Source organism: Sphingobacterium sp. UBA1498 (assembly GCF_002325125.1).
In the GTDB taxonomy this organism is placed as follows: Bacteria; Bacteroidota; Bacteroidia; order Sphingobacteriales; family Sphingobacteriaceae; genus Sphingobacterium.
The window spans coordinates 222,488-247,186 of sequence record NZ_DCRG01000004.1; the positions used below are offsets into that span (position 1 = coordinate 222,488).

The window sequence follows — 24,699 nt, forward strand, 5'->3', positions numbered from 1 at the left end:
TTTAGTGATTTAATATGTTATACTAGCTCAACTAATTGACAAAAAACGTGAGTATAATTCGAAATTGAAAATAATGGCGCCCATTAATCAATCAACTTCGACTGATGACGCTCCAATGTATTGTAAATCTTTTTAACATCTTGGGATTTTTCCTTCTGCAACACCAAGATCGCATCTTTGGTGTGCACAAGAATACTATCGCGCAATCCTACAAATGCAGTATAGATATCCGTACCGATAACCATATTACCGTTCTCATCTACAGAGTGACCGGTTTGTTTCAAGTAATCATACATCGATTCAAAAGAGCCCAAATCTGACCATTGGAAACTTGTAGCCACAACGCGAATTTTCTTGGAGCGCTCCATCACTGCATAGTCAATGGAAATGGATGGAATATCTTTTGAAAGTTGAAGATCCAATTCGCCATTCTGCCGATGCTTCCACGCGTTGTAGGCTGTTGCATACACTTTAGGCTCAAAATTTTGTAGTTCCGCCAAGAAGGTATCTGCCCGAAAACAGAACATGCCCGAATTCCAAAGAAAATTTCCACGCTCAATAAAATCCTCCGCCGTATCCTGGTTTGGCTTCTCACGAAAAGACAATACTTTGTCCTCCTTATATTCGATATAGCCATACCCCGTTTCAGGGCGAGTTGGTTGAATACCAAAGGTAACAATATACCCCTTATTGGCTTTTTCAACGCCCTCTTTTATGGCCGCAGCATACGCTTCATCCCCAACAATGACATGATCGGACGGTGTAACGACCAAAATATCATCTGGCTGCGCAGCAAAGGCAGCAAAGGCAATTGCAGCAGCGGTATTACGCGGAGTCGCTTCAACAATATCGATGTAATCAATCTTATTGTTTTCCATCACTTCTCTACTCAAGTTATGATTGTCGCGATTTCCAACCACTATGACCTGTCCACACAACGATTGATTGCGCTTTACAGTCATTTCAAACAACGATCCATTCTTAAAAAGCGAAAGATATTGCTTGGGGTAACTTTTCCGTGAAAGTGGCCATAGACGGCTCCCTACACCACCTGTTAAAACAACGTGAATGATATTGCTCATAATATTTATTTTTTCTCACCCTCTTTAGCAGCAACCACACGGCGCAGACCAGCGCTCGAAAAACGATGTGTACGTTTATTGTAATAGATATCGATATTTTCCTCCACACAATAAGAACGCCCCGTAAAATCTTTATCCCGATATTCCTCACCGATAATACGGATATCAATCGGTAAAGCTTTGATGATATCAATCAAATCCTGTTCGGTCTCATAGGGAATAATTTCATCCACATAACGGCAGCCTTCCAACTGCACATAACGTTCTACAATGGTCTGTGTTGGTTTTGCTTTCTCGGGAAAGACTTCTGATGGATCCGTATTTAAACCGATAATCAGGTAATCACAATTTCTTTTTGCTTCTTCAAGCATCATAATATGGCCAGCGTGTAATAAATCAAACACGCCAAAGGTAATTCCAATTTTCATCTTACAATCTGTTCTTAAAAGGTTGATGCGCGTGCATTAGATAGTTTTGAGTGCAGGTTCACGGTCTGAGCTGGCATCTGCCACAATCCGTCGCAAGCCAGAGCTTGAAAAGCGGTGATCTCGGCTATTAAAATAAAGCTCAATCCCTTTTTCCTCACAGTATGCTCTCCCGGTAAAGTTCTTCTCGCGGTATTCATCACCGACTATACGTACATCAATATTGAAGGAACGTAAGATATCTTCGAGATCCTGTTCTGTAGCATAAGGAACAATCTGATCCACATATTTACATCCTTTAAGCTGTACATAACGCTCAACCACGGTCTGAACAGGCTTGTTTTTTTCTGGACGGTCTAGAGTCGGATCTGTCTGCAATCCACAAATCAAATAGTCACATTGTCTTTTTGCATCTTCCAACATTTTGATATGCCCTGCATGCAGCAGATCGAATGCACTGAACGTAATACCTATACGCATCCCTTTTTCTGGAATATTTATCATAGTCACATTGATTTTAATGGAATAGAAAATTTATTGTATTCATCTATCAAAGATAAGATATATCTTATAACAAACAGCGGGAAGATTTGGTTCGAAAATTATATACTTATTGATTTGAGGAGATTTAACAACATTAATTAAGGTTCTTAATAAAATTAATAATATGAGTTGGAGCATTTCCATCACCTTAGGGATTATGTAATTCACCCATTTTTTCGATAGATCGCCTTGTTATGCAATAAATTATTCGTGTTCTCTACTATTTTGATCTTTTCGGTTCCAACTAGGATCACAGTTCCAGCGGCTACGGCTTCGGGGCGTTCTAATGCGACAAATAGCTAATTAAACAAAAAGAACTTTTACTAGATTAAACTAGCGATGCAACATTTCCATGTTTTAGGTATAATTGCGCACAGGCTCTCGCATCAGAAAGCGCTTCATGGTGGTTAAGTTCAATACCAAGTACCTCACAGCAAGCATTTAACCGCGCAGGCTTAAATCCTTTTCCTTGATAAATTTTAAAAGTGCACTCCCATTTTTCCTGCAAACCCAAATGATCATAAGGCAAATTGTAAAAATGCATCGTTTTGCGGAGCACACCGCGGTCAAACAACTCGTTATGGGCCACCATAATTCGATTATTAATAAGTGGATAAATCTGGGGAAACAGTTCTTTAAACGTGGGCGCTTGCGCCGTATCTCGGGGACGAATACCATGTACACGTGTCGTCTGCCACATATACTGATTATTGGGAGGTTGTATCAAGGAATAAAATTCATCTACAATAATACCCTGCTCAACCACCACCAGCCCAATGGCACAGGCCGAATTCTGATTTGCTGTGGCTGTCTCGAAATCTATTGCGGTAAAACTTAATCCTGATTGCATAATCGCTCCTTCTAAAGTTAAGGTAAAATTACTACTTTTTTCGTTCTACCAAAACTCCCCGCTCCAATTCGGTCCATGTACGCCGTGCAGTAATGTTCCTACAGGCTCACGCTTCGCTAATGGATCAAACTTTGCCAATGGACTAACTTTATTATTTTTTTATTTAACGAAATAGTTAATCCAAAAAGAAGGCCTATATTTGCATATGCGCCAAATTATTTACACAAAAGCTATCCTATTTACTTTAGGATGTGGCCTATTGTCTTCTTGCCTAAAAAAAGATCTTTACTCGGGCAGTAAAAACGGAGATGGAAAAGAGGTATCACCGCCAGATAACAGCGGAAATACAAAGCGGTATGCCTATCCTTTTGGTGAGGAAAAGACCGGACAAGAAGCGGAGATCATCATCGAACTTCAACCTGGACACGGGATAACAGAAACGCCAATTGTAAACATTCCGCCACTGAAATATAACAAGAGCTTATTGTTTATGCTCACACAGGACGACTGCAAGCAATCGGCATTCAGCATGACCTGGGCAGCCATCAATGGCAAACCGATTGATCGCTCGGACATACAAAGGAAATATTATTTTGACATTGAGCATCTGGAAGCAGATGATATGCCCCCAAACAGTTACCTGCTCGGCAAAACACTGGGAAGCACGGATGGTTTTGGCAATGAGGTCAGGTTCCATTTTACCACCACGCTGGCACCGGAATGGGAGTTTATGAACGACCCAACTGTCGTAAAGAAAGGCTTTACAGAAAACTTCTTTCGCTTCTACATGAAATCTGGTCTTCGATGGAACAATGTGATCGAAATGCTTAACGATGGCAATGCGATTGCCTTCCACGACCTCAATACCGCCGCTGTCAACAATGTCGACTCGCTAATCAAGCATTTTGACCTGGCACAACAAATCACCAAAAAAAGATTGAATGGCCGAAACATCAAGTTTTTGGCCGAGCCCAATGGAAATAAATCATACCTGCAGGCGGCACTTGGCTTCCCGGCGATACAGACCATGACAGCGCAGACTGGTGCCGATAAGCTCATCCCGTATCAGGTCAACTCACCCTTGCAGCAAAAGACCTTGGCCCGGGTATTTGTCAATCGCGCCGCCGAGGTAGAAAAACTGGTCAACGATGCTGCAGCAAAAGATGTGGCTCACCGCGAGGCAGTCCATATTGGTGTACACGAAACGGATCATGACTGGGCCCAGCTCCTGCTCTGGCTGAACAATACGTATGGAAAAGACGGTAAAGACATTTTGTGGTTTCCTTCGCAAGAGGAATATTACGAATACAATTACAACCGACAAAACAGCCGAATCAGCAGCCGTATCGAAGGGAATAAGTTGATTGTGAAAGTCAAATTTCCCAATCAATCGGACTTCTACTACCCGGCGCTCACCTTGAATATCAGCGGATTGAACGAAAATAGTATCAAATCCATCTCGTCGAATGATGCTGTAACGGGGCTTACCTATGGCAATTTTGACAAGGGCATCAGCGTTAATATAGACTGCCGCAGATTTATACGGCAACATGCAACACAATATGTGGATCGCTATCTCGCCAAAAAATCTGCCGCAAACCTGTTAGATGCAAAGTATCATGTCCATTTGCTAAAAGATTCGGAAGGAAAGAAAAGCCTGCTTCGCGCGCTCGGAGCTGAGTAAAGAGAGGGGCCAACTGTGGCGCTCTGAAAATTTATGATTATATTGTATTAAACGGATATAGCATTGGGATTAAAATACATGGAAAGCATTAATTTTAAACGTTTATCGACCGCACTCTTCCTAGCGATTGGCGCACTCGCCCTATTATTTTGGTCCTGTACAGGTACCACCAAGGAAAAGACGGAAGCAGGCGCCCAAAATGTAACATCAATCAGTGTGGCGGATAGTGCCTTATTTCATTTTTGGGATCAATTTGACATGCAGGATACGGCGCTCGTCAAGAACCCGGAAAAAGGGGAACAGCAATTGGCGGATTTTCTGGGACTTTTGACAAAAACACCTGACTCGGCCACGCGGGATAAGGCCGTGGCAATGATGCTTGACAAAGCCAAAGTCAACCGTACGAGTTTTGACTATTTCATCAAACAATACGAACACTACCTGTATGATGGCAATTCGCCCATGCGCAACGATAGGGCCTATGAATCGGTATTGCGCTACCTGATCAGCACAGATAGGCTCACTGATCTGGAAAAAGAGGCTTACCGCCCAATCTATACACTCGTACGCCAAAATAACGTTGGACATACAGCAACCGACTTCAGCTTTGAACTGCCCAACGGCCAAAAGCAAAAGCTGTCGGAGACGGATGCAAAATTTATGCTGCTAATGTTTTACGATCCGGACTGTTCGCATTGTAAAGAAACAATACACCAACTTCGGGACAACCCGCAGCTCGTGCAGCTGTTTACACAGCTGCAGATACAGGTGTTGGCCATCGATCCGTGGGGCGACCGCAGCAAATGGAAACAATACCAATCGGAGTTGTCGTATCAATGGATCAATGGATTGGATACTGATCGCCAGATTTTGTCGGCCAACTTATATGACCTCAAAGCATCACCAACGATCTATCTGTTGGATGAAAACAAAAAGGTCTTATTGAAAGATACCTACTTGGAACCCGTGATACAGTATTTTGTCAATGCCCATAAGTAATGGAAGAGCAGACCGGAAAAAGTAAATCAAAAATTGTCTCCAACGCAGATTATTTCGCTGAAGTACAACGTATGCTTCATGCGGGCAAAGAAGTCCGCATCCGCATTAAGGGGCAAAGTATGCACCCATTTATACATGACGGAGATACGGTCATGCTACGGGCCTACCAGGGGCAATCGCTTCCTCTAGGCTGTAATATACTCGCCAAAGACAACGGAAAATTTGTCTTTCACCGCTTGGTAGCAAAGAAAAAGGGCCAATATGTATTGGCCGGGGATGGGAATCTTGCCCTCCACGAATACATAGCGGAATCCGACATCATCGCAGTTGCCTATATGCATTATCCAAAGGATAAAGAGGGAGCAATACCAATCCACAGCACGTGGCCAAGACTGCGGGGCTTAGGCTGGTATCACATCCGCCTACTACGCCGAATTATTGCCAAACTGAAAAGGATGATATAAAAAGCATTAACTTTAGCTTAAAAAAAACAAAAAAAGCTTCGAAATTCGTCTATATTTGAATGAATATGCTTACTTTAAACAGTAGAATTAATTAACAGCATCCAGGTATAAAGTATGCACAAGCCTTAAATTGCCTGGATTCGCTATGCGAATACAAAATAAATAGTTATGAAATTAAGATCAGATTTAATTTTAAGAACCATAGGTTCGGATCATTTGATAGTTGACCCCAGCCAGGACATGGTAGACCTGTCAACCGTATATACACTCAACAGTTCGGCGGCCTGGCTTTGGGAAGAACTCAAGGGAAAAGAATTCAACCCGGATACCATCGTAGAGCTGCTGTGTGAAAATTATGACGTCAGTAAAGAACAGGCACAGTCAGATGCAGCAGTGTTGCTCCAGGATTTTCAAAAACAGGGATTGCTCGAAGAATAGCAAATGAACAGCAGCAGCCTGAAACAACACCTGCGCTGGGCATGGTCCATCAGCAAAGGGTATCGAAGCCGCTTGTCTCTTTATTTTATATTGGAGCTGATCTGCATCGTCCTCTCCTTGCTCTTTGTGTACTTATCCAAAAAAGCGGTCGATACGGCAACAGCGCCGGGTCAGCTTCCGCTAAAATGGCTGCTGATCGGCATCATAGCCACCATTGCCCTTAACGTTGTCATCAAAGGTTATTCCGGACGACTGATGGAACGCATGAAGCTCATGCTGACGCTCGAACTGCAGCGCAACATGCTCGACGCACAAATGCTATCCGTCTGGAAGCTGATCAAAAACTGGCATACGGGCGATATACAGATCCGTATTCAGACGGACTGCGAGGAAGTGGCCAATACCATCGCCAATACCCTACTGTCTTTTGTATTAACTGCAATACAGTTACTGGCCTCGGTCGGATTTCTATGGTATATGGATCCGATGCTGGCCCTGATGATCCTCGCCATATCACCGCTCTTTGTCTTTTCGAAGCTTTATTTCCGCAAAATGCGCAAGCTCAGCCAGGAAGTAAAAGCGGAGGAAAGTAACTTCGCGAACGTGCTGCAGGAAAATCTCCGCTTTCGGCTGCTCATCCGGGCAATGAGCGCTTTTCCGAAAAGAAGGGCAAAATTGACCGAGAGCCAGCAACAGCTTTTCGCGCTAAAAATGCGCCAGATCAACTTCTCCACGTATACACAGGGCGCCATGAAGGTGGCCATGAACGCAGGGTATCTCATCGCCTTTATCTGGGGGATATACCGCTTGCAATCGGGACTGATTTCTTTTGGTACAATGACCGCATTCCTCCAATTGGTGGCGCGTATACAATCGCCTATACTCGCCTTGATCGCTTATATTCCGGGCTTTGTCAGGTTCCGCGTCTCCGCGGATCGACTACTGGAACTGCAGGCGGGTGAAATGGAACCGCAAGTGCCACAGCAACGTCTGCATCATACGCAGGAGCTCCGCATCAACAATCTGTCGTTCCGCTATGAAGATAAATGGGTGCTGCAAAATTTAAATCTTTCCCTGAAAGCAGGTGAACCTACCGCCATCATCGGGCCGAGTGGAAAGGGAAAAACAACCTTGATCCGGTTGCTGCTCGCTCTACTGAAAGCGGAAAAGGGACAGATTACACTTCGGGATGGGGATGGCGAAAGGCAGCTGTCTGCCAGCCACCGCATCAACTTTGCCTATATACCGCAGGGAAATTCGCTTTTTAGCGGCACAATTCGTGAAAATATACTACTGCACGCCAACGAAAATAGTTCCTTAGATATGCAAGAGGCGTTGCGCATTGCAGGGGCTGAATTTGTCTTTGATCTCCCCGATGGTATAAACACCCACATCGGCGAATCTGGCATCGGCCTATCGGAAGGACAGGCGCAACGCATTGCTATCGCGCGTGGATTGATGCATGACGGCGATATTTGGCTCTTCGATGAGGTCACTTCGGCCTTAGACCGCACAACAGCTGATGCACTGATACAGCGCCTATTGGAGTATGGCAAAAATAAATTGTGCCTCTTTGTGACACACGACCTTCATCTGGCAGAGCGGTGCCAGCAGCGCATTTACCTGGATTAAAACAGCGCAGTCATTTGGCTTTCTTTTGTTTCCCCGGAAGAATATCGATCTGATAGGTCTCTTCGGCATGCTGTATCAATACTTCAAGATCGTTAATTTTATTGGTCAAAATCTTCTGAAAATGCAGCATCTCTACATTTCGCTGCTTGGCACCGGCCAGTTCGGATTCGAGTTTTGTGATTTTTTCTTCGGTCGACTTACTGCTGATATCGGCTGCACAGCAATCCGTATCGAGCGTCAGGTCGAGTTCTTGCTCCGCCGGATGCTCTTTCATCGCGCGTTTCAGCCAGCTGACAATGGTACGCTTATCTTTAACCTGGCTTCGCTGCATGGCTTCCTGAACGGAAATCCGCCCCGTGAGCACTTCACGGGCAACTTGTAACATAAATGCTCTTCTATCTTTCATTAGCATGGTTTCTCTTACTGTCTAATGTGCTAAAAAGCCGCAACCGACCGGTAGGGTACGGTCGCGGCGCGCATATTTATCGGTGCTTTTTGCTGCCGGTAAAGCTATTTCGAATGGAACGAAGCAGTTTACCCCAGCCATTTTTTCGCTCATCCCGGCCATACCCATAGCCGTAACCGTAGCCATAACCGTAACCGGACTGCCCCAACTTGAGGCCATTCAGAATAATCGCCAGGTTGGAAAGTCGCTTCTCGGCATAGATTTTTTGGATCTCCGGCAACTGCCGCTTATCCATTTTACCTGCCCGGATAACAAATAAAGTCAGGTCAGAAACACGGTCTACCACTGTGGCATCGGCAACAATGCCAGTGGGTACGCCATCGATGATAATGTAATCATAGCGGCTACGCAAATCGGCAATCAACTGGTCCAGCCGCTTGCTCAACAAGAGCTCTACTGGATTGGGTGCCTCCATGCCAATGGAGATATAATCTACTTTTTCGCCATGTAGATCATGGTGGATGATCGCATCCAGTTCCAGGTCGATATCGGAAAGATAGTGGCTCAGGCCCTTGCCGTGTATAATGCCCATGCGGTCACTCAACGTTCCTTTACGCAAATCCATATCCACAACAATGACTTTTTTATTTAAAAAGGATAAGGTGCTGGATAGATTCAGTGATGTAAAGGTTTTCCCTACGCCCGGAATAAAGGAGGTCAGGGTGATGGTCTGCGGATGTTTACCCTCGCGCGACATAAAGCTCATATTAGTCCGCAGAATGCGGAAAGCCTCCGTGAGGGGGTCTCTGCCCATAGCGCTCACCAAAATGTTGTGCTGGGATAAACGCCGATTGTTCACCAATGGAATTTCGCCCAACAGCGGTACATCAATGGCTTCCTCAATGTCTTGCCGACGCCGAACACCGGTATCGAGAATGGACAGGGTCATAATCACAATCGCGGGCAATATCAGGCCTATGCCCATCCCTAAGCCCAACTTGCGCATCTTGCTCGGGGCAACGGGATCGTACGTCACAATGGCCGGATCAATTACACGGATATTATCTTCGGTCATGGCCTGGTTAATGGCATTCTCCTCGCGCTTGTTCAGCAAATACAGGTAGAGTTCTTCTTTTACCTTTTGCTGCCGCTCTACCGAGAGCATCACCCGTTGTTTTTGCGGTACCTGCATCGCTTTACCGCGTGCTGCATTTTCCTCTTTCTTCATGTTGCCGGCCTTGACCTTTAATCCGTCGATGGCATTGTCTACTGCCCGGCTAATGTTGCCGCGCATGGCCTGTAAGGCCCGGTCCAGATCCTGCACCACGGGATTGGCATCGCTGCTGCCTTCAATCAGGCGATTGCGACGAAGTAGGGTCGTGTTGTAATCGTTGATCTGGGTTTCTACGCTGACATCTACCAGCCCGGTATTGTTGGGAATAAGCTCATTCTTCTTGCTGCCGTCGGCCAGATAGCCGCGCATCATCTGCGCAAGGTTGATATCGGTCTCGACTTTGCTGCCCTCGGCCTGATAGGACCGGCTATCTTCAAAATAGGCTGTGCCCACCGTGGACGCATCCATGCCCTGATTTTGTGTCCGCAGATTTTCAATATTTGATTCCACGGAACCTAGCTCCTGCTCGATGATGGCCAGCCGTTCCCGAATAAAATTAGCGGTGTTTACGCCAATCTGGTTTTTGTCCTGCAAGGCGACTTCATTGTACACATTGATCATCTCGCCGATAAGGGCGGTGGCACGCAAGGGATTGGTATCCTCGGCAACAACCTGCAACAGGGAAGCATCTTCTTCCATCTGGGTAATGGTGATGGTGGATACAAAATAGTTGACCATATGCTCCAGCGCAAACTTCTCTACCTTGATGGCTTGCTCCGGAAGTGCTTTGCCGGGGCTAAGGGTAGACTGCACCGTAAGCTGCCCAAGGGGGGTGTTAACCGGTTTGCCTAAGGTGGCTTTCACCTCCAACGTGGCTTCACCGTGGCTCCAATTGCTCAACAGTACTTCCGTACCGCCAACGGGTGTGACCGTAAAGGAAAACGCATCCTCGGGCTTTGTATGGGGTATGCTCACCTTGATCGGGCTAGCGGTGTAAAGCTCGTTGCGTCGCAATCCTGCGGCAACCGAATAGCTCATATCGGCGCCGATACGGGTAACCGTCTGCCGCATCAGCTCCTTGGATTTGAGCTGCAGAATCTCACTGGCCACGCTGATGGAATTATAGGCCTCATTGGTGCGCGAAATACGCGCCGTGCGGGGGGTATTCATCGGTGTTTTGATGATGATGGTTTCGGCACTGCGGTAAATAAACGGCGATTTGGCGTACTGATAATAATAATACGACCCAAAAACGAGCATGGAAAGTGCAAACCACTTCCAATGGTACAGCAGATGTGCCAAAACATCCAGCACATTGATCGATTTTTCTTTCTGCAACGGATTATAATGTGTTGTTTTCATCGTTAACTCCTTTATTTAAGTAGGTTTATGGCGGTCAAGATCACCGTTACGATACCAGTAGCAATGGTGGTAAAACGCCAGTTCCGATCTTCACGCGGCGTATTCTCCGCAGCGATAGGTTCTACATATACGATATCATTTTGCTGCAGGTAGTAGGCCGGAGAATCAAAAATGTCCTGCGACTCCACGTTGACCAGCATCTTTTTTCGGACACCATTTTCTTCCCGGATCACCGTTACACGGCTGGCAGCCGCATTGTGGGTGAGTCCGCCAGCTTTGGAAATGGCTTCCAGCAAATTGATACGCGAGTCGGGCACATCGATAATGCCCACACTCTTCACTTCGCCCATGACGTTGACCTTCAGATTGAGCAGTTCGACTTTCACAATGGCATCTTTGATGTAACCGCCGTCGGACAAGCGCTGAGCCAGCAGATCGCGGACCTGCTCCAGCGTCAATCCTTCGAGGTGCAGGTTGCCCAGGATCGGAAAGGTAATATTGCCCTGCTGGTCGATGAGGTAACTGGGGCCGCCTGCACCAGCGGAGCCTGTACTGAAACCAGAGTCTTTGTCCCCAACTGTATAGCTCCCGCCCATCACATTGAAAGGGGCGGCCAGTTCGGGATTTTTGGCGCTCACCGTAATGCTAAGCCGATCGCTCTGCTGTAGTTTTAACATCGGTACTTCCAGCGCCCGATAGGCTATGTTGGGTACCATATCGTTGACGTAGACCACTTTTTTGGGCGCCATACACGAGGTCAGTAGGCTAATCCCAAGTAAAATCATTGCTAAAATCTGTCTTTTCATATCTCAATAATCGTTTGTTTTTATATGCATGCGCGGTACGGCGCTTTAAAATGGGTTATGCCTCCCGGCGATTTAAAAAATGGATAATGGGAAACCAAAATGCCTCCTTCGGCACATAAGGAAAATAGCGCACAACACGCTGCAGTATGGCTTCGGCACGGTTCTTTCGCCCCACAAGCACGCCGTCAATATGCTTGACATAGTCCTGATCATAAAAGCCAAAGTTGCCGCTCTGCCATACTTCCTGTAGGATATCTATACCCGAGCTGCGAGTAGGGCTCGAAAACGGAAGTTTCTCTTTTGCCAAGCCCAGCTCGTTGACCAAAAACTGATGTACGGAAGCGATCCAGTCCAACACCCCCACCTGACGGTAAAGCTTTTCTAAGCGTGCGCCATCCAGCAGGTGCCTGGAATGGTGATACAGTGCCGCCAGGTCGCAGAACTGACGAAGCCCGATCCCAAAAGCCAGGGAATGCTTGAGAATATGCGCCGTCACCTGAATAACCTGAACCTGCGGTGCCAATACGGCCACGTCCTGCCCGGATATAGACAGGGTGGTATCGGGAAATTCCCGCCGGTACTGTTTCAATACAGCTTTGCAGAAGGGGTTGTAGAGATCAAATAGGCGGTCATGCAGATCCATTTCGCCTGCTGCCCAACGATACACTTGCCCCCCGGTGTCTACCCGCGGTATGTTATTTTTGATCAGGTGGAGGCCCGCCAGCGTACACTGGTGCTGGGATTCAAAATACCAGTCGATATCGCCGCAGACCCGATGCTGTGGAATACGGTAACTCGCTGCTACACCCTGCCCTTTCAACAGCAGTGGGCGCAGATTCCGTTTGGTGAAAAAGGCATACTGATCGGCAATATGGCTATTGTTGCGGTGGTGACTGCGTTCGATCCGGTCGATCTGTACCGACCACTTTAGCTGGAGCTGACGCGATGGCAAATGGTCTTTTTCCAACAACAGCAGTCCATCATAGACAATACCTTCTACCGTCTGCTCGTTGGCCCGACGGTAGAGCCCGCCCCACTCTGCCTCCGATAATGGAAAGAGCTGCTTTTCTTTACCCTGCTGGGGCTTGCCCCAAAGTCCACTGCGCAGTAGGAACAAGAAGGCCGCTTGAATTTTAGTATTTTTCATAAATCCTCCTGCATTTCGCGATCATTCTTTCGCGCGTAAAATTTTCTTGATACCTCTTTTGCCCTCCTTCGGAATAGGTTCGATAACAGGCTGGATCGGATCCGATCTGCCGGATGGCCGCTGCCAGTGCCGTGGCGTTTTCGGGTGCTACCACCAGGCCCGATACCTGATCCTGGTTGACCCAGCTCACCCCGGAACCGGGTATTGCGGTAGACACAAGAGGTTTGCCACAGGACATGGCCTCGATCTGTACAATAGCAAAGGCCTCGGTTTTCCAGATGGAACTGAGGCAAAAGATATCGGCAGCACCAAAATAGGTCGGGATGTCTTCATCGGCAACAAAACCGGCCATGCTGATGCGGTCCTGCAGGTTGAGGTCCGCGATAAGCTGCTTCAGTTCCTGTTCCAACGGCCCCTTACCACCGATAATGAGGTGGTAAGCATCATTCAGCTGCTGCATCGCCTGAATGAGATAGGCATAGCCTTTGTACTCCACCAGCCGGCCCAGGGAAAAGATAATGGTCTTGCCGGGATAACGGCCTCTGAAGTCTGCCACGGCTGCTTCGTCGTAGCCAATGGGGTTGACTCCAATGGGTATAAAGTCGATTTTGGCCACTACATGCTGTAAAAAAGGCGACTGCTCCACATAGACGGGGGTGGTGCCCACAATCTGTTCGGCTCTATTGATGAGCCAGCTTTGTAGGGGCTTATACAATTTGAGCAGGTTCTTTTGTTTTAAGATGTCGGAATGCCAATGTAAGACAACCCGCCCCCGATAGCCCGACAGGTAAAGCGCCAGACTGGCCATGGGATCGGGATGGTGGATGTGAATGATATCATATTGTCCAGCAATGTTGCGGAGCTTGGTGACCATTGCCGGAGCCAACATGGTACCTGCAATTTTAACGGAGGTACGCACAACAAATAACCGGGCATAGGGATTTACCTGTATTTCGGCGGCAGGGTGATCTTCGGTGGATGCACAGAGCATATCACAGTATACCCCGCCCTCGGACAAACCGAGCATCAAGTCGTACATCACTTTCTCTACACCGCCGCGTATCGGATAAAATTTTCCCAGTTGTAATATTTTCATCAAATTTTTGCGTTTAATGGTTTATCAATTGACTAATGGAGCAGTTGGTAGAAGAGGTCGTTCCAGCCCGTGGCAAAGGGTTCTTCCAATTTTTCTTTTGCTACTGCCTGCAAAAATGACCGCTCGCCGCGCATCAGTGCGCCCATTTGTGTCGCTAAAGCTTTCGGATCGTCGGGATCAAAAAATGATACGGCTTCACACCCCGATGCAGTGTCGTGGGCGTAGGGTAAATCGGCCAGCAGCATGGGCTTACCGTAAGCTGCAAACTCGGTAATGGGCAGTCCCCAGGACTCGGCCTTGGATGGAAAAATAAGGCAGTCGCAGCCGGCATAATAACCTTCGAGCTGGGTACGGCTCACAAAGCCCATAAAATGCAGCGATTGCAGATGCCCCCACCTGCGGTGCAGCCACTGCGCGTATGTATTTTCATCGCCCTTCACCGTAAGGTGTACTTTAAAAGGCACCGTGTCCTGCTGCTCGAGCAGCGCCGCAGCCCGGCAGATTACCTCAAAATTCTTGTGGCTATTGGGCGACGCGGCAAATACAAAGGTGTAACAGCCCGGCGCTTCCTCTTTTTGGAAAACCGATACTTGCTTGGTCTTTATCTCGGGTGGGGCAACAATAATTTTAGTGCAAGGAACGGCAAATAGCCGATGAAAGGCTTCGCGCAACCACTGCTGCTGCACCACCAGATACGTATTGCGCCGAATATTGGGCTTGTAGATATAGGTACTGAAGAGCGCAAGCAACGCGATCTTGGGTGCAAAAAATAGATCGTGCGCTTTCCAGCGATAAAAAGGGAAGGCATTATGGCAGTATACGGCCCGCCGCTCGGCAATCACCGACGGACTGGTATCGTGCAGCGAAAACCAGAGGTAAACGGGACCGATCTCCCTTGCTATTGAACGCATCGATACATATTCATACCAGAGGCGGTTGACCCAGCGTTTTTTGGGCCACTGCGTTTCGATATATTCAATTTGTGGAAAATCGGCCAGGGATTGCTTGTACACCAAGGCAATCACCCGATAGTCGCCAGTGGCGGCCAGCTTTGAAAGGTAGGCCAAACAATCGCGTAGTATGGCCAATGGCCCCGCCTCTACCAGGTTGACAGCAGAAATAACGATCGTCTTTTTCATCGCTGCTCTCCTTTCGTCAAGCGCTCAAACAACAAGAGCCATTGGCGCATAATGCGTTCCTCATCGAAATTTTCGGCCATTTCCCACGCGTTCTGCCCCATCTGCTGGCGGAGTTTTGCTTTTTCCATCAACCGGCAGGCCTTGTCGGCAAAATCTGCACGATCGCCTTCGGCAATCAAATACCCGTTTTTACCCGGCTTGATGATATCTCGGGGGCCACATTTGCAGGCATATGCCACCATGGGCAGCCCGCAGGCCTGGGCCTCGAGCAGTGTCATGGGCAGCCCCTCGTAGCGCGAACTCATCAATACCAATGAACTGTGCATATAGGCATCTCTGATATTTTTGATGGGTGCGTGAAGTGCAATCTGCCCGTCCAATCCCAAAGCATGGATCTGGGCCAGCATATCGGCCTTCAACGGCCCCTGTCCATAGATATCAAGCTTCCAGTCGGGACAGCGCGCATGGATAGCCTTCCAGATCGCAATAAGCTCATCAAATCCCTTCTGGTAGTCGAACCGTCCGACAGCAATAGCACGTTTTTCGGTAAGAGCCGCCCGAGCGGGTACTGAAAAGGTATTGGCATTGGGAATAACAACACTATTTTTCAAGCCCTTCCAATAGGTATGGTCTTCATGGGTGAGTACCACAAAACGATCGTACTTGCGGGCCAAGACAAGATCTTGGGCACTGCGCCAGGTATTGACTAACTTCCAGAGCCCTTTGCGATCGTATTGCAGCCGTTTGAACCGCGAAAAGTGAATCTCCAGGACTTTCTTGCTGCCATCCTTGACCGCATGCAGAAAACTGACATCGTGATCAAACATGGAAATCACAATATCGGCCTTCAACGGCAAAAGAAGTGCTTCTAGCCGCTCGCGATGGATACGCTGCCGGCGCTTGTAGGACATCATCTTCTTAAAGATCCCCAGCCCTTCATCGTCGGTATAATTGATCGCAAGGTCTACCTGACAGATCAAAGGATCGAGTTCAAAATGAGGGACACGGGCTTTCTGATCTGTGGTTACTATCGTCAGTTCGTGCCCCATCCGTGCCAGGTAGTTGGCCTTATTGGCCAGTACGCGCTCCATGCCCCCAGCATTATACGTTCCCAGTATGGAATAGACTATTTTCATGTTCGACAGTAAATTTGGAGGTGAATAAAGAGCCCTGCACGCCTTCAATGCAATAAAATAGGGCATAGATCAGAAATATATCGGTAGAAACCTTAATCCAGATGACAAAAGAGAAGGCCAAGAGCGACAGGAATAAAAGCTTATAGTGACTATACCTGGACAGGAATGATAGCGCATTAAAAATGAAAAAGCTGGCAAAGACACTGAATCCGGCCAGGCCACAGTAGAGTACAAAACGGCAATAGCCGATGTCGGTGTTAAAGACCCAGCCGTCAAAGAGTCCGGTACCGATAAGCCAGGTGCGGGTATCTGTAGGCCAAACCCACATATTCGTGGTCAGCTTGTCGGTCGAATCGGTTCTAAACTCCCCCGTCTCGTAATAATTAAAGAAACCTTCGAAGGCAAAGCGCATATAGCCACGGAAAAGCTCATTTTCCGCATAGAAGTACATGGCGACAACAATCGCTACCAGCAGCAGGATAGTAAGAACGGTAAAAAAACGGACAAACTCGATGCGGATAATGTGGTGAAAAAGTCCTGTCGTGAAGAATATAATCAACAGTCCCATCAGCCCGCCAATGGAAGTGGTTCGTGCAATGATGTTGCCCAAAATCAAGATGGCAAAGAAGACCATCAGTAAGAGGGCCGTCAATAATGTGTTGCGTTTTTGAAAAAGATCCCGTCTAAATAGGGAAGACAGCATAATCAGCACAACGGAAAACCGAACGCCGGCATTGTCCAAGGCGGCCCCGATGCCATAGAGGCGGTCTACCTCCTTAACAAAGGCCTGCCCCTGCTCGATGTATCGATCTACCAGCGACTGCATAGCCGGCGAGCTATCGATCCATAAGGCGAGGATACACTGCGCGAGACAGACAGCGGCCAGGTAATAGGTGAGGAGATTAAAATTGATGTAGCCATGTACCTGACGGATAGCCATAACGACGGTATAGCCTGCCAGAAGCCATATGGTAAAACTCATGAAATAGGTGGCATAAGCAAAATCATCGGTACGGTTGACATCGGTAGCGATGTAACAGACCAGCGAAAAAACAACGGCTAAACCGGTGGCTGTAAACAGCGGCCGGCTAATTTCTACCCGTTGGGCACGAAACAGCTGGACGAACAGCAGGGGTGCCCCAATACCGGCCAGAATAATTTTGGTATTGACACTGGGCGGTAAAAATGTAAAACCGAAAGAGAAGAAAAAGCAGCTGACCAATAGGCCAACACAAAAAATCAATAATCCTTTTATCATAGCGCTATTTATAGATGACACCATAGATGAACCGCAGCACAAGCAGGTAATAGGCCCGCACTGCCCAATATTGTCTTTTGGAAGCGAACCACTGCAAGAGGCGCGTATGCAGCGATGCCGAGCGATTGTGCAGAATGTAGCGGTCGGCACTGCTAAACCACTGGGTCCAGCGGATATAATCTGCTTTGTGTCCTGTCACCAGCAACGGCAATTTGATCGCCAACTTGAGAAAGTCGATACCGTGGCCTATATCGGCGGCATAGTTGCTTGCCCTAAGGCAGCGCTCGACCTCCTGGATATTGGTTTCGACCTCACGCATATGTTTTATCGAGAATATTTTACTGATGGATCCGGCATTGTCCTGTCGGTAGTGATACAATACACGGTCCAGCAAACGGATGCGCTTGGCATGTATAAACAACTTCATTGTAACCAAGAGGTCTTCACCCATATTGGCCCCGGGGATGAAGCGTATGGCATGCTCTTCATACAACGATCGACGCACCATAAACAGCCAAAGGTTCCAGCGCATGCGCCCGGCCAGCATAGCCTGTATGGCTTCCAAAGGACTGGCACAAGTGGGCTGTCGCATGGTACGTTCACTTTTCTGAAAAACAAGGCACCAGTGAAAGTATACGATGTTTGCCCTACTATCTGCGGCTTCTTCCACACAGCTTTGAACGGCATCGGGTGCCAGACTGTCATCGGCATCGACGTACAGCACAAACTCACCCGAAGCATGATCCAGTCCTGTATTGCGGGCTTCAGCAACGCCTTTATTTTCAGCATGGGAGATAATTTTGGCCGAAAACCCCGCTCGCTCACCAATATCCTCGGCAAATGCCTGCAGCATCGAGAGGCTGAGGTCGCTACTGGCATCGTCGACACAGATAAATTCGATATGCCCATAGGTTTGCCGACGGAGCGACACCAATGTGCGTTCGAGCGTCTCCTGTGCGTTGTACACCGGTGTGATAATACTGACTAAGGGTAAATTTTTCTTCATATAAACTTACAGCGGTTAGGGTGTAAAAATGCGGCTGATAATTTCTTGTTCGTATTGTTGATCTGCCTGCTCATACGGCTTGCTTCCATCCTTGACCTCATTGACATATTTGCCGGGGATAGCCACTTTCTTCGATGCTCCCTGCAAAAACCACTCGTACTCGATATCCACATGCCCGATGTCCAGGGCACGCAGTCCCAACTGCGAAAGATCATAAGCAAGCACCGTAGCCGTCGGACCAAGCGCCAGCAGCACCAGATCATAGGCTCTGCCCACGCGCTCCGCTTCTTTCAGCAAAGCATCATAACAGCTAAAGGCCTGCTGCGCCAAGGTAATCATACGGCCAATAGCCGACGCACCGGCAAACAGATCGTTGCCCACCCCCAAACGGCTCATTTCACCTTCGACAATTAAAATGCGCTTGTCCTTCCAGAGTTGCTTAAGCTTCGAAAAGAAGCTACCGCAATGCGATTTATCCTGCCAATCCATATAAGGCCGTGTCACACAGGCATCGTAATAGGGCCTCGAGTAATTGAAGTAAGGGATATATTTTCGGTAATGAAACACCACAAACTGCCGCCAGAAAAAACTGCCCTGCGCATTGAGATGCTGTACCGAACGCAAGCCATAGGGGATGCAGATCATACAGACGGCACTGTTGCTGCTCAGAATAGCACGGAGGCGCTGCGCGAGCCCCTCGTCCATATCCTGAAAGCCTAGATGCTCGGTCTGATTGATCATATGGAATTCGCCATCGCCAAATCGGGCCATTGAAAGATTGGACTGAAGCAACTTATCCAGGGTCTCTTCATTGGAATGAATTGTTGGAAAGGGCAATAGTAATTTCAAAAGCCTATATCTAAAATTGAGGTAGCAGCGTCGTAGTCTATTCATAAGGCTAAATGGAAATGGAATTGGAAACTTGTTTATCACATACCTGGTCTACCACGCGGTCGACAAGGTCGATATGTTTTGAACTGAACTTGCGCGCAAAGAGTAGGTCAGAAGCCATCAAACGATCAAAATCGGCGCTCGTCCATTCGATCAATTGGCCCTTATGCCAGCCGATCATGCGTTGACTACCTTTACTCTCACTTGTTTTACGATAAATCCGAAGTCTAAACACAGAATTCCAGCAAAGTGTCTGAATAAAGATCTCATCGCTGCAGAAGGTATATTGATACTTCTTGAGTACGGCACTTTTCTGAGACAATACATAGCGAACAAATGCATCGGTGAGGCTAACCCATTGCGCGCCCTTTTTGAAGACCTCATCTTGGTTTCGGTATAGGCCAAACAGTTCTTGCAGGCGCAAACTGAGGGCACGCACAGCACGATAATAGTACCCGGAGATGCCCTTGACCGCCCGAAATCTGGTTGGATAAAGATGTACCCGTCGGACTTTTCGGTCGATCTCCTTCCTACAGTCGCCGTTTTGGAAACCGATAAATTCCTGTCCCTGATGGACGGCAAAAAAAGCGTGAATCTCATCCTGACTTTTGAGTGGAAGATCGACACCGGATAATAAGTGGTAGTAGGCATACTGCTGCTGCGCAGCGGCTGCTTCAAAAAGATGATATTCGGCCGCAACGACAGAAACGTCGCCCCAATGCACATCCACACGCGTATGCAATATATAAAGGCCCGCATGATGGGTGGCCAGTTCGGGCAACTGCGCTACCTTTTGATCAAAATGGATGTAGATGTCGTTGCGCTTATCGTCTAAGCAGAGCAAAAGCTTATCCAGTACCTCAAAATCGGTATGTGCCATAATGAGGTAAGCATGTTTTGCATTGTCCAAATTAGCCATCCTGATCCTTTCCAGCAGGCATTGCCGCTTTTGTCTGTTTTAAAATCTGCTTGAGCTGAGCGACGGTGTCTTCAGGGAAATAGGTCAGTTTGTGCACGCTCGTCCGTAAAAAAATATCCGGATACGCAATGGGGTAATCGCCGCCCGACAGCTTGGTTTGCAAGAGATGGGGGTACACATCACTCACAAGGAGGCCCTGATCTGCCGATTTTTCAGCCGGTAGCAGCATCTCGTGCAAGATCTGAAAGAAAAAATAGTCGAGCGCGCTGTCTTCAGCTTTCCAGTAATTAAAAAGCAGATGACAGATCTGACCGAGAAGTGCATACCCTTTTTTGGCGAAAATAATACTGCTAAGCATCCTGACTTTGTGGTCTTCATGCCAGCCCCAATAGGAGGCGTAACTGTTTTTCCAATAATCGGTATAGGGTTCCTGCGCGTCCCGCTGGTACAAGAAATAGTCCTGTTCACAATACTTGGCTGGCAGCACATCCGTCAATAAGATGGTGGCGTCGAGCCACACACCACCATAGACGTATAGTAGGGCTAGACGGATAATATCCGAAAAGAAAGTCCGGCTGATAACATCTGCCTTTCGTTTTGACCAGATAAAATCGGGTATATCCAGGTACTGTGTCAACGTGTAATCGTCCAAGCGGATAACGGTATAGTCGCCCCGGTAGGTATCGACAGAATTAAAGCAGATCTTGACGATATCAGGCAGGCGATCGGGTTGTACCCCTTGCCCCCAATATTGCCAGATCACCTTATTGGCCGGCAATTCTATCTTGGGCTCCAAGGGGAAATGCTCCAGCTCGCCACGCTGATCCTGCGCGATCATCTGATTCCAGAACGCCACAACCTTACGGTGTTTACGCAAGATTTTCTGTTCACGGAGCATGCTCCAAGCTGTTTGTAAGATCGACTTCTTTATCATATCATTTAAGCGAATAGTTATAAATTGATTCTTTTTTTCCATGCACTACGAATAATGCCACTGAAATACCGGTATTCTTCCAGTTGAATAAGCCAGCAAATGGCTGCAAATGCCACGATATAGGTGGACAGAACTAGAAATGCTTCCATCACATCGGTGAGCTCATAGGGCAACAAAGCGGTGCCCCACCAAACGGCAAATCCAAGGGCACAGGATAGGAAGATACTGGGCAATAGATCTGACAGCTGCTGGCGCATCGAGTAATCCAGAAATTTAGCGGTGTAATGGGTATTGATAAATAAGGATGCAACGGACACCGCCACCTGGCCCCAGATTAAACCAAAAACGCCGTACCGCAAACCTACCACTACAGCAATGACAATGCAGATCTTTTTAATGATTTCGAGCTTGAGATAGAGGTCTGACCGCCCCTTGACCTGCAATACGTTGAGATTATAATTGTGAATAGGCTGAAAAAGCGCTCCCAAAGCCATCAGCTGAAAATAGGGGACCGCAGGTAGCCATTTTGCACCGAGCAAGAGCCTGATAATGGGTTCGGCCGCAATCACCATCAACGAGATCGTGGGGGCGATAATAAAGATAACGAGCTTGAGCACACGCCGATAGGCACGGCGCAATTGCTGATCGTCAGTGCTGAACTTAGCAAACAGCGGATAAGTAACTTTGTTTAATGCCGTCGAAATATTGTTGATCGGTAGGTTTTTTAGCGACTCGGCCCTATTGTAATAACCCAGCGTGGTCTCCGAAAACCGCTTGCCGATCACAATGGAATACACGTTATTGAAAATCACATTGAGCAGCGCAGAGAGCGTGAGGCGGATACCAAATGCAAAATGGTAGTTAAATTTTTCGCGGTCAAACGTAAAGGTAGGCCGCCAGTCACTGTAAAACCAATACTGCAGGGTAAACAGCAGATTTTGCAGCAAGGCTGAATAGACCAATGACCACACCCCCATTCCTGCCAGCGCAAAGCCAATACCTGCCACCCCGCCCACAATAATTGAGGGTAAACGCACCTTGAAGGTGGTTTTAAAATCGAGTTTCTTATCAAATAGCACGGCCTGTACATGCACAAAGCTGTCGATGATGAGCACAATACTATAGACCCGAATAATGGGACCCAAAATGGGTAACTGATAGAACTGGCCTATCCAGGGCGCTGCAATAAATACAAGCAGGTATAAAAAGGCCGTCGTCGCCATATTGAACCAGAAAACGGTAGATAGATCGCGCTCATCGACCGACTGCGTCCGTACGAGGCTGCTGCTCATTCCGCCGTTGATCAAAACGGAGGATATATTGATGACTACATTAAACAGTGCAATTGTCCCGAAATCTGCCGGCATCAGCAGGCGCGCCAACACCAGGTTGACCACAAAGGACACCAGCTGTACGCCAAATTGATCCATAAATACCCAGATTGCTCCCGTTGCGACTTGTTTCTTTAGCTCCATGTGAAATCGATGATTAAGCCAACTGTTTGGTCAGTGCCTGATACTTGGGTCTTAAAGGAAGTGGAAAAGCCGCTAAAAGTCCGCGTTGCAGCTCGCTGAGATCGGTCTGGCAATTTGCCTTTTCCCAATGGGATGCAAACAGGCTCTTCCAGCTTTCTTCGCTGGCCAAAATGTCATCCAGCTGTTCAAAACCTGGGTAAGACGGGATATCGACGGAACTAAAATAGTCGTCAAACTTAAAGCCATCGGTATCAATATAGCCCATTTTGATCCACAATGCCGGTATGCCGTAGGCATGGGCAACAATAAGCCCATGCAAAGAGGACGAAAGGATATAGGCGCAGTCTGTAATCTCGTCGATAATACGCTCGACGTCGACCGTACGAAAATCGATCAGATTGATATCGGTTCCAAACTTTTCGCGAAAAGCATCGACCTCTTTCCAATGTGGAATTACGCCGAGCTGCTTGGTCTTCTTTTCCTTGCCGCGAATCCAGAGCGGAAGCAACACCGCCGGGTCACCGAAGGTATCGCAGCGCGGATACCCCATGGCCTCCAGCTTCTGACTGGTATATTTGCCGCGGACGGCATACACGCGTCCACCTCCAAATGGATCGTCGGCATTCATAAATCCTGCACCCCAAACCGACGATTTACGATTTCCCCAGCGGATAACAGATCCCACCGCAATCAAGGAGGCCTGCGATGGCCAAAGAATGTTGTGAAAGGCCGAAAAGCGAAAACGGATGAGCTGCATACTCAAATTCTTCAATCGGGCCATCGCCGAGGGATCCCAGCTTTTATACTGCACGGGAAGGCCTGTCAGCTCTTCGACCAAACGCGGGCTAAGCGCATCGCCAAAATTCTTTCCGTCCCAGTAGATCAGGTTAACCGTTTTCATAGCTCGCAAACTGATTGTTGACTTTTATATAGGCTGAAAAATCGCTTTCTAGCGTACGGCGAAGACCTTCCTGCAACGCAAAAGGAGGCTGGAATCCGGTCGCTAGCGCCTTGGACGAATCATATTGTGTAACGGCGCAAAATTTGCGAACCCGAACGGAGCTGATCGCCAATTTGCGGCGCAGGATAAAAGCAAGGGCATCAAAAGCGTAGCCGCCCATAAGACCCAGCGAATAAGGTATGCGTAATGTGGGGATATGCTTACCAAGTACTTTACCGGTATAATACACCAGATCATTGGTTGTGAGATCGGGCTTATCGCCATAATTATACAGATTGTACCCGGTGGATTGGTCCGAAATCAGGTAGGCAATAAATGCCACAATATTGCCGATGTAGGACATCGACTTCTGATTGTCTCCTTTTCCGATCATCATAAATTTACCGGAGGCGATCTGCTGCAACAGGTTATAGACATTGCCGCGATTGCCCTCGCCAAAAATGACCGTGGGCCGGATGACCTGGATGTTCCAGTCGGCATGCGCTGCGTACCACTTCTCCAACACCTGCTCGGCTTGTAGCTTGCTCTTTCCATAATGGTTGAAGGGCGCTACTGCCGCCGCCTCACTCGGATTTTGTTTACCCAGTCCATATACAGCCACGGAACTCGTAAAAACAATACGCGTGATTGCATTGGCCCGCATGGCGTAAAGTGTATTTTCCATGCCATTGACATTGACGTCGTAATATTTTGATACCGGGGTAACGTCATCCCGGTGTTCTGCGGCCAGGAGTACCACTTGATGTACCCCCTGAAGTAGCCCGCACAGCGCATCCCGATCTTGCACATTGCCGATACGGGTGAGCTGTGGATATTTTTCACTGATGACTTTATCGATAATCACGACTTCGTGATCGGTCGTATGGAGCAAGAGCTCGGTCAGTCTTGTTCCTACAAAACCGGATCCTCCAATTAAAGCTATTTTCATCTGT

The 24,699-nt window shown here is 47.8% G+C and carries 24 protein-coding genes; 5 read left to right on the top strand and 19 right to left on the bottom strand.

The window, feature by feature from the left end; all coding sequences use genetic code 11:
• Nucleotides 1–83: 83 nt before the first annotated feature.
• The 4 genes from B3139_RS03850 to B3139_RS03865 all read right to left on the bottom strand — a co-directional run bounded on the left by B3139_RS03850 (nucleotide 84) and on the right by B3139_RS03865 (nucleotide 2,900).
• On the bottom strand, nucleotides 84–1,082 hold the full coding sequence (locus tag B3139_RS03850; RefSeq protein WP_293879944.1) for a mannose-1-phosphate guanylyltransferase: 999 nt from the start codon (nucleotides 1,080–1,082) through the stop codon (nucleotides 84–86).
• Nucleotides 1,083–1,087: 5 nt separating this feature from the next.
• Entirely contained in the window at nucleotides 1,088–1,510 is a 423-nt protein-coding gene (locus B3139_RS03855; RefSeq protein WP_293879946.1) for an adenylyltransferase/cytidyltransferase family protein, read from the bottom strand.
• Between the two features lie 36 nt (nucleotides 1,511–1,546).
• Entirely contained in the window at nucleotides 1,547–2,011 is a 465-nt protein-coding gene (locus B3139_RS03860) for an adenylyltransferase/cytidyltransferase family protein (RefSeq protein ID WP_293879948.1), read from the bottom strand.
• 367 nt (nucleotides 2,012–2,378) lie between these two features.
• On the bottom strand, nucleotides 2,379–2,900 hold the full coding sequence (locus B3139_RS03865) for a 3'-5' exonuclease (protein WP_293879950.1): 522 nt from the start codon (nucleotides 2,898–2,900) through the stop codon (nucleotides 2,379–2,381).
• Between the two features lie 205 nt (nucleotides 2,901–3,105).
• Here B3139_RS03865 and B3139_RS03870 point away from each other — a divergent pair, with 205 nt between their 5' ends.
• The 5 genes from B3139_RS03870 to B3139_RS03890 all read left to right on the top strand — a co-directional run bounded on the left by B3139_RS03870 (nucleotide 3,106) and on the right by B3139_RS03890 (nucleotide 8,117).
• The gene (locus B3139_RS03870) at nucleotides 3,106–4,584 is read left to right on the top strand and encodes a hypothetical protein (RefSeq protein ID WP_293879952.1); all 1,479 of its coding nucleotides are present in this window, start codon (nucleotides 3,106–3,108) and stop codon (nucleotides 4,582–4,584) included.
• A 78-nt stretch (nucleotides 4,585–4,662) separates the two neighbouring features.
• On the top strand, nucleotides 4,663–5,583 hold the full coding sequence (locus tag B3139_RS03875; RefSeq protein WP_293879954.1) for a DUF5106 domain-containing protein: 921 nt from the start codon (nucleotides 4,663–4,665) through the stop codon (nucleotides 5,581–5,583).
• Nucleotides 5,583–6,047, top strand: a complete 465-nt coding sequence (locus B3139_RS03880; RefSeq protein ID WP_293879956.1) for a S24/S26 family peptidase — start codon at nucleotides 5,583–5,585, stop codon at nucleotides 6,045–6,047. The genes B3139_RS03875 and B3139_RS03880 overlap by 1 nt, the downstream gene beginning before the upstream one ends.
• A 168-nt stretch (nucleotides 6,048–6,215) precedes the next feature.
• On the top strand, nucleotides 6,216–6,485 hold the full coding sequence (locus B3139_RS03885; RefSeq protein ID WP_293879958.1) for a PqqD family protein: 270 nt from the start codon (nucleotides 6,216–6,218) through the stop codon (nucleotides 6,483–6,485).
• Nucleotides 6,486–6,488: 3 nt separating this feature from the next.
• On the top strand, nucleotides 6,489–8,117 hold the full coding sequence (locus B3139_RS03890) for an ABC transporter ATP-binding protein (RefSeq protein WP_293879960.1): 1,629 nt from the start codon (nucleotides 6,489–6,491) through the stop codon (nucleotides 8,115–8,117).
• A 10-nt stretch (nucleotides 8,118–8,127) separates the two neighbouring features.
• Here B3139_RS03890 and B3139_RS03895 read toward each other — a convergent pair whose 3' ends face one another.
• The 15 genes from B3139_RS03895 to B3139_RS03965 form a co-directional block, all read right to left on the bottom strand.
• Nucleotides 8,128–8,523, bottom strand: a complete 396-nt coding sequence (locus B3139_RS03895) for a hypothetical protein (protein ID WP_293879962.1) — start codon at nucleotides 8,521–8,523, stop codon at nucleotides 8,128–8,130.
• Between the two features lie 76 nt (nucleotides 8,524–8,599).
• Nucleotides 8,600–10,999, bottom strand: a complete 2,400-nt coding sequence (locus B3139_RS03900) for a GumC family protein (RefSeq protein ID WP_293879964.1) — start codon at nucleotides 10,997–10,999, stop codon at nucleotides 8,600–8,602.
• A gap of 11 nt (nucleotides 11,000–11,010) precedes the next feature.
• Nucleotides 11,011–11,805 carry a polysaccharide biosynthesis/export family protein gene (locus B3139_RS03905; RefSeq protein ID WP_293879966.1) on the bottom strand — a complete coding sequence of 265 codons (795 nt, stop codon included), beginning with the start codon at nucleotides 11,803–11,805 and terminating at the stop codon, nucleotides 11,011–11,013.
• Between the two features lie 55 nt (nucleotides 11,806–11,860).
• Nucleotides 11,861–12,952 (bottom strand): nucleotidyltransferase family protein, encoded by a 1,092-nt coding sequence (locus tag B3139_RS03910; protein ID WP_293879967.1) that lies wholly within the window; start codon nucleotides 12,950–12,952, stop codon nucleotides 11,861–11,863.
• Nucleotides 12,939–14,048 carry a glycosyltransferase gene (locus B3139_RS03915; RefSeq protein WP_293879968.1) on the bottom strand — a complete coding sequence of 370 codons (1,110 nt, stop codon included), beginning with the start codon at nucleotides 14,046–14,048 and terminating at the stop codon, nucleotides 12,939–12,941. The genes B3139_RS03910 and B3139_RS03915 overlap by 14 nt, the downstream gene beginning before the upstream one ends.
• Before the next feature lie 32 nt (nucleotides 14,049–14,080).
• The gene (locus B3139_RS03920) at nucleotides 14,081–15,187 is read right to left on the bottom strand and encodes a glycosyltransferase family 4 protein (RefSeq protein ID WP_293879970.1); all 1,107 of its coding nucleotides are present in this window, start codon (nucleotides 15,185–15,187) and stop codon (nucleotides 14,081–14,083) included.
• Complete coding sequence (locus tag B3139_RS03925; RefSeq protein ID WP_293879972.1) at nucleotides 15,184–16,323, bottom strand: glycosyltransferase family 4 protein; 1,140 nt, start codon at nucleotides 16,321–16,323, stop codon at nucleotides 15,184–15,186. The genes B3139_RS03920 and B3139_RS03925 overlap by 4 nt, the downstream gene beginning before the upstream one ends.
• Complete coding sequence (locus tag B3139_RS03930; protein ID WP_293879974.1) at nucleotides 16,289–17,581, bottom strand: hypothetical protein; 1,293 nt, start codon at nucleotides 17,579–17,581, stop codon at nucleotides 16,289–16,291. The genes B3139_RS03925 and B3139_RS03930 overlap by 35 nt, the downstream gene beginning before the upstream one ends.
• A gap of 4 nt (nucleotides 17,582–17,585) precedes the next feature.
• Nucleotides 17,586–18,587 carry a glycosyltransferase family 2 protein gene (locus B3139_RS03935; RefSeq protein WP_293879976.1) on the bottom strand — a complete coding sequence of 334 codons (1,002 nt, stop codon included), beginning with the start codon at nucleotides 18,585–18,587 and terminating at the stop codon, nucleotides 17,586–17,588.
• Between the two features lie 15 nt (nucleotides 18,588–18,602).
• A complete protein-coding gene (locus B3139_RS03940; RefSeq protein ID WP_293879978.1) occupies nucleotides 18,603–19,481 on the bottom strand; it encodes an SP_1767 family glycosyltransferase in 879 nt (292 codons plus the stop codon).
• 4 nt (nucleotides 19,482–19,485) lie between these two features.
• Nucleotides 19,486–20,397, bottom strand: coding sequence for a beta-1,6-N-acetylglucosaminyltransferase (locus B3139_RS03945; RefSeq protein WP_293879980.1), 912 nt, complete (start codon nucleotides 20,395–20,397; stop codon nucleotides 19,486–19,488).
• Nucleotides 20,390–21,373, bottom strand: a complete 984-nt coding sequence (locus tag B3139_RS03950; RefSeq protein ID WP_293879982.1) for a capsular polysaccharide synthesis protein — start codon at nucleotides 21,371–21,373, stop codon at nucleotides 20,390–20,392. Before B3139_RS03950 ends, B3139_RS03945 begins: the two co-directional genes overlap by 8 nt.
• Nucleotides 21,349–22,806: a lipopolysaccharide biosynthesis protein gene (locus tag B3139_RS03955; RefSeq protein ID WP_293879984.1), complete on the bottom strand. Its 1,458-nt coding sequence runs from the start codon at nucleotides 22,804–22,806 to the stop codon at nucleotides 21,349–21,351. Before B3139_RS03955 ends, B3139_RS03950 begins: the two co-directional genes overlap by 25 nt.
• A gap of 13 nt (nucleotides 22,807–22,819) precedes the next feature.
• On the bottom strand, nucleotides 22,820–23,707 hold the full coding sequence (locus B3139_RS03960) for a polysaccharide pyruvyl transferase family protein (RefSeq protein ID WP_293879986.1): 888 nt from the start codon (nucleotides 23,705–23,707) through the stop codon (nucleotides 22,820–22,822).
• Complete coding sequence (locus B3139_RS03965) at nucleotides 23,694–24,695, bottom strand: NAD-dependent epimerase/dehydratase family protein (protein ID WP_293879988.1); 1,002 nt, start codon at nucleotides 24,693–24,695, stop codon at nucleotides 23,694–23,696. Before B3139_RS03965 ends, B3139_RS03960 begins: the two co-directional genes overlap by 14 nt.
• Nucleotides 24,696–24,699: the final 4 nt, after the last annotated feature.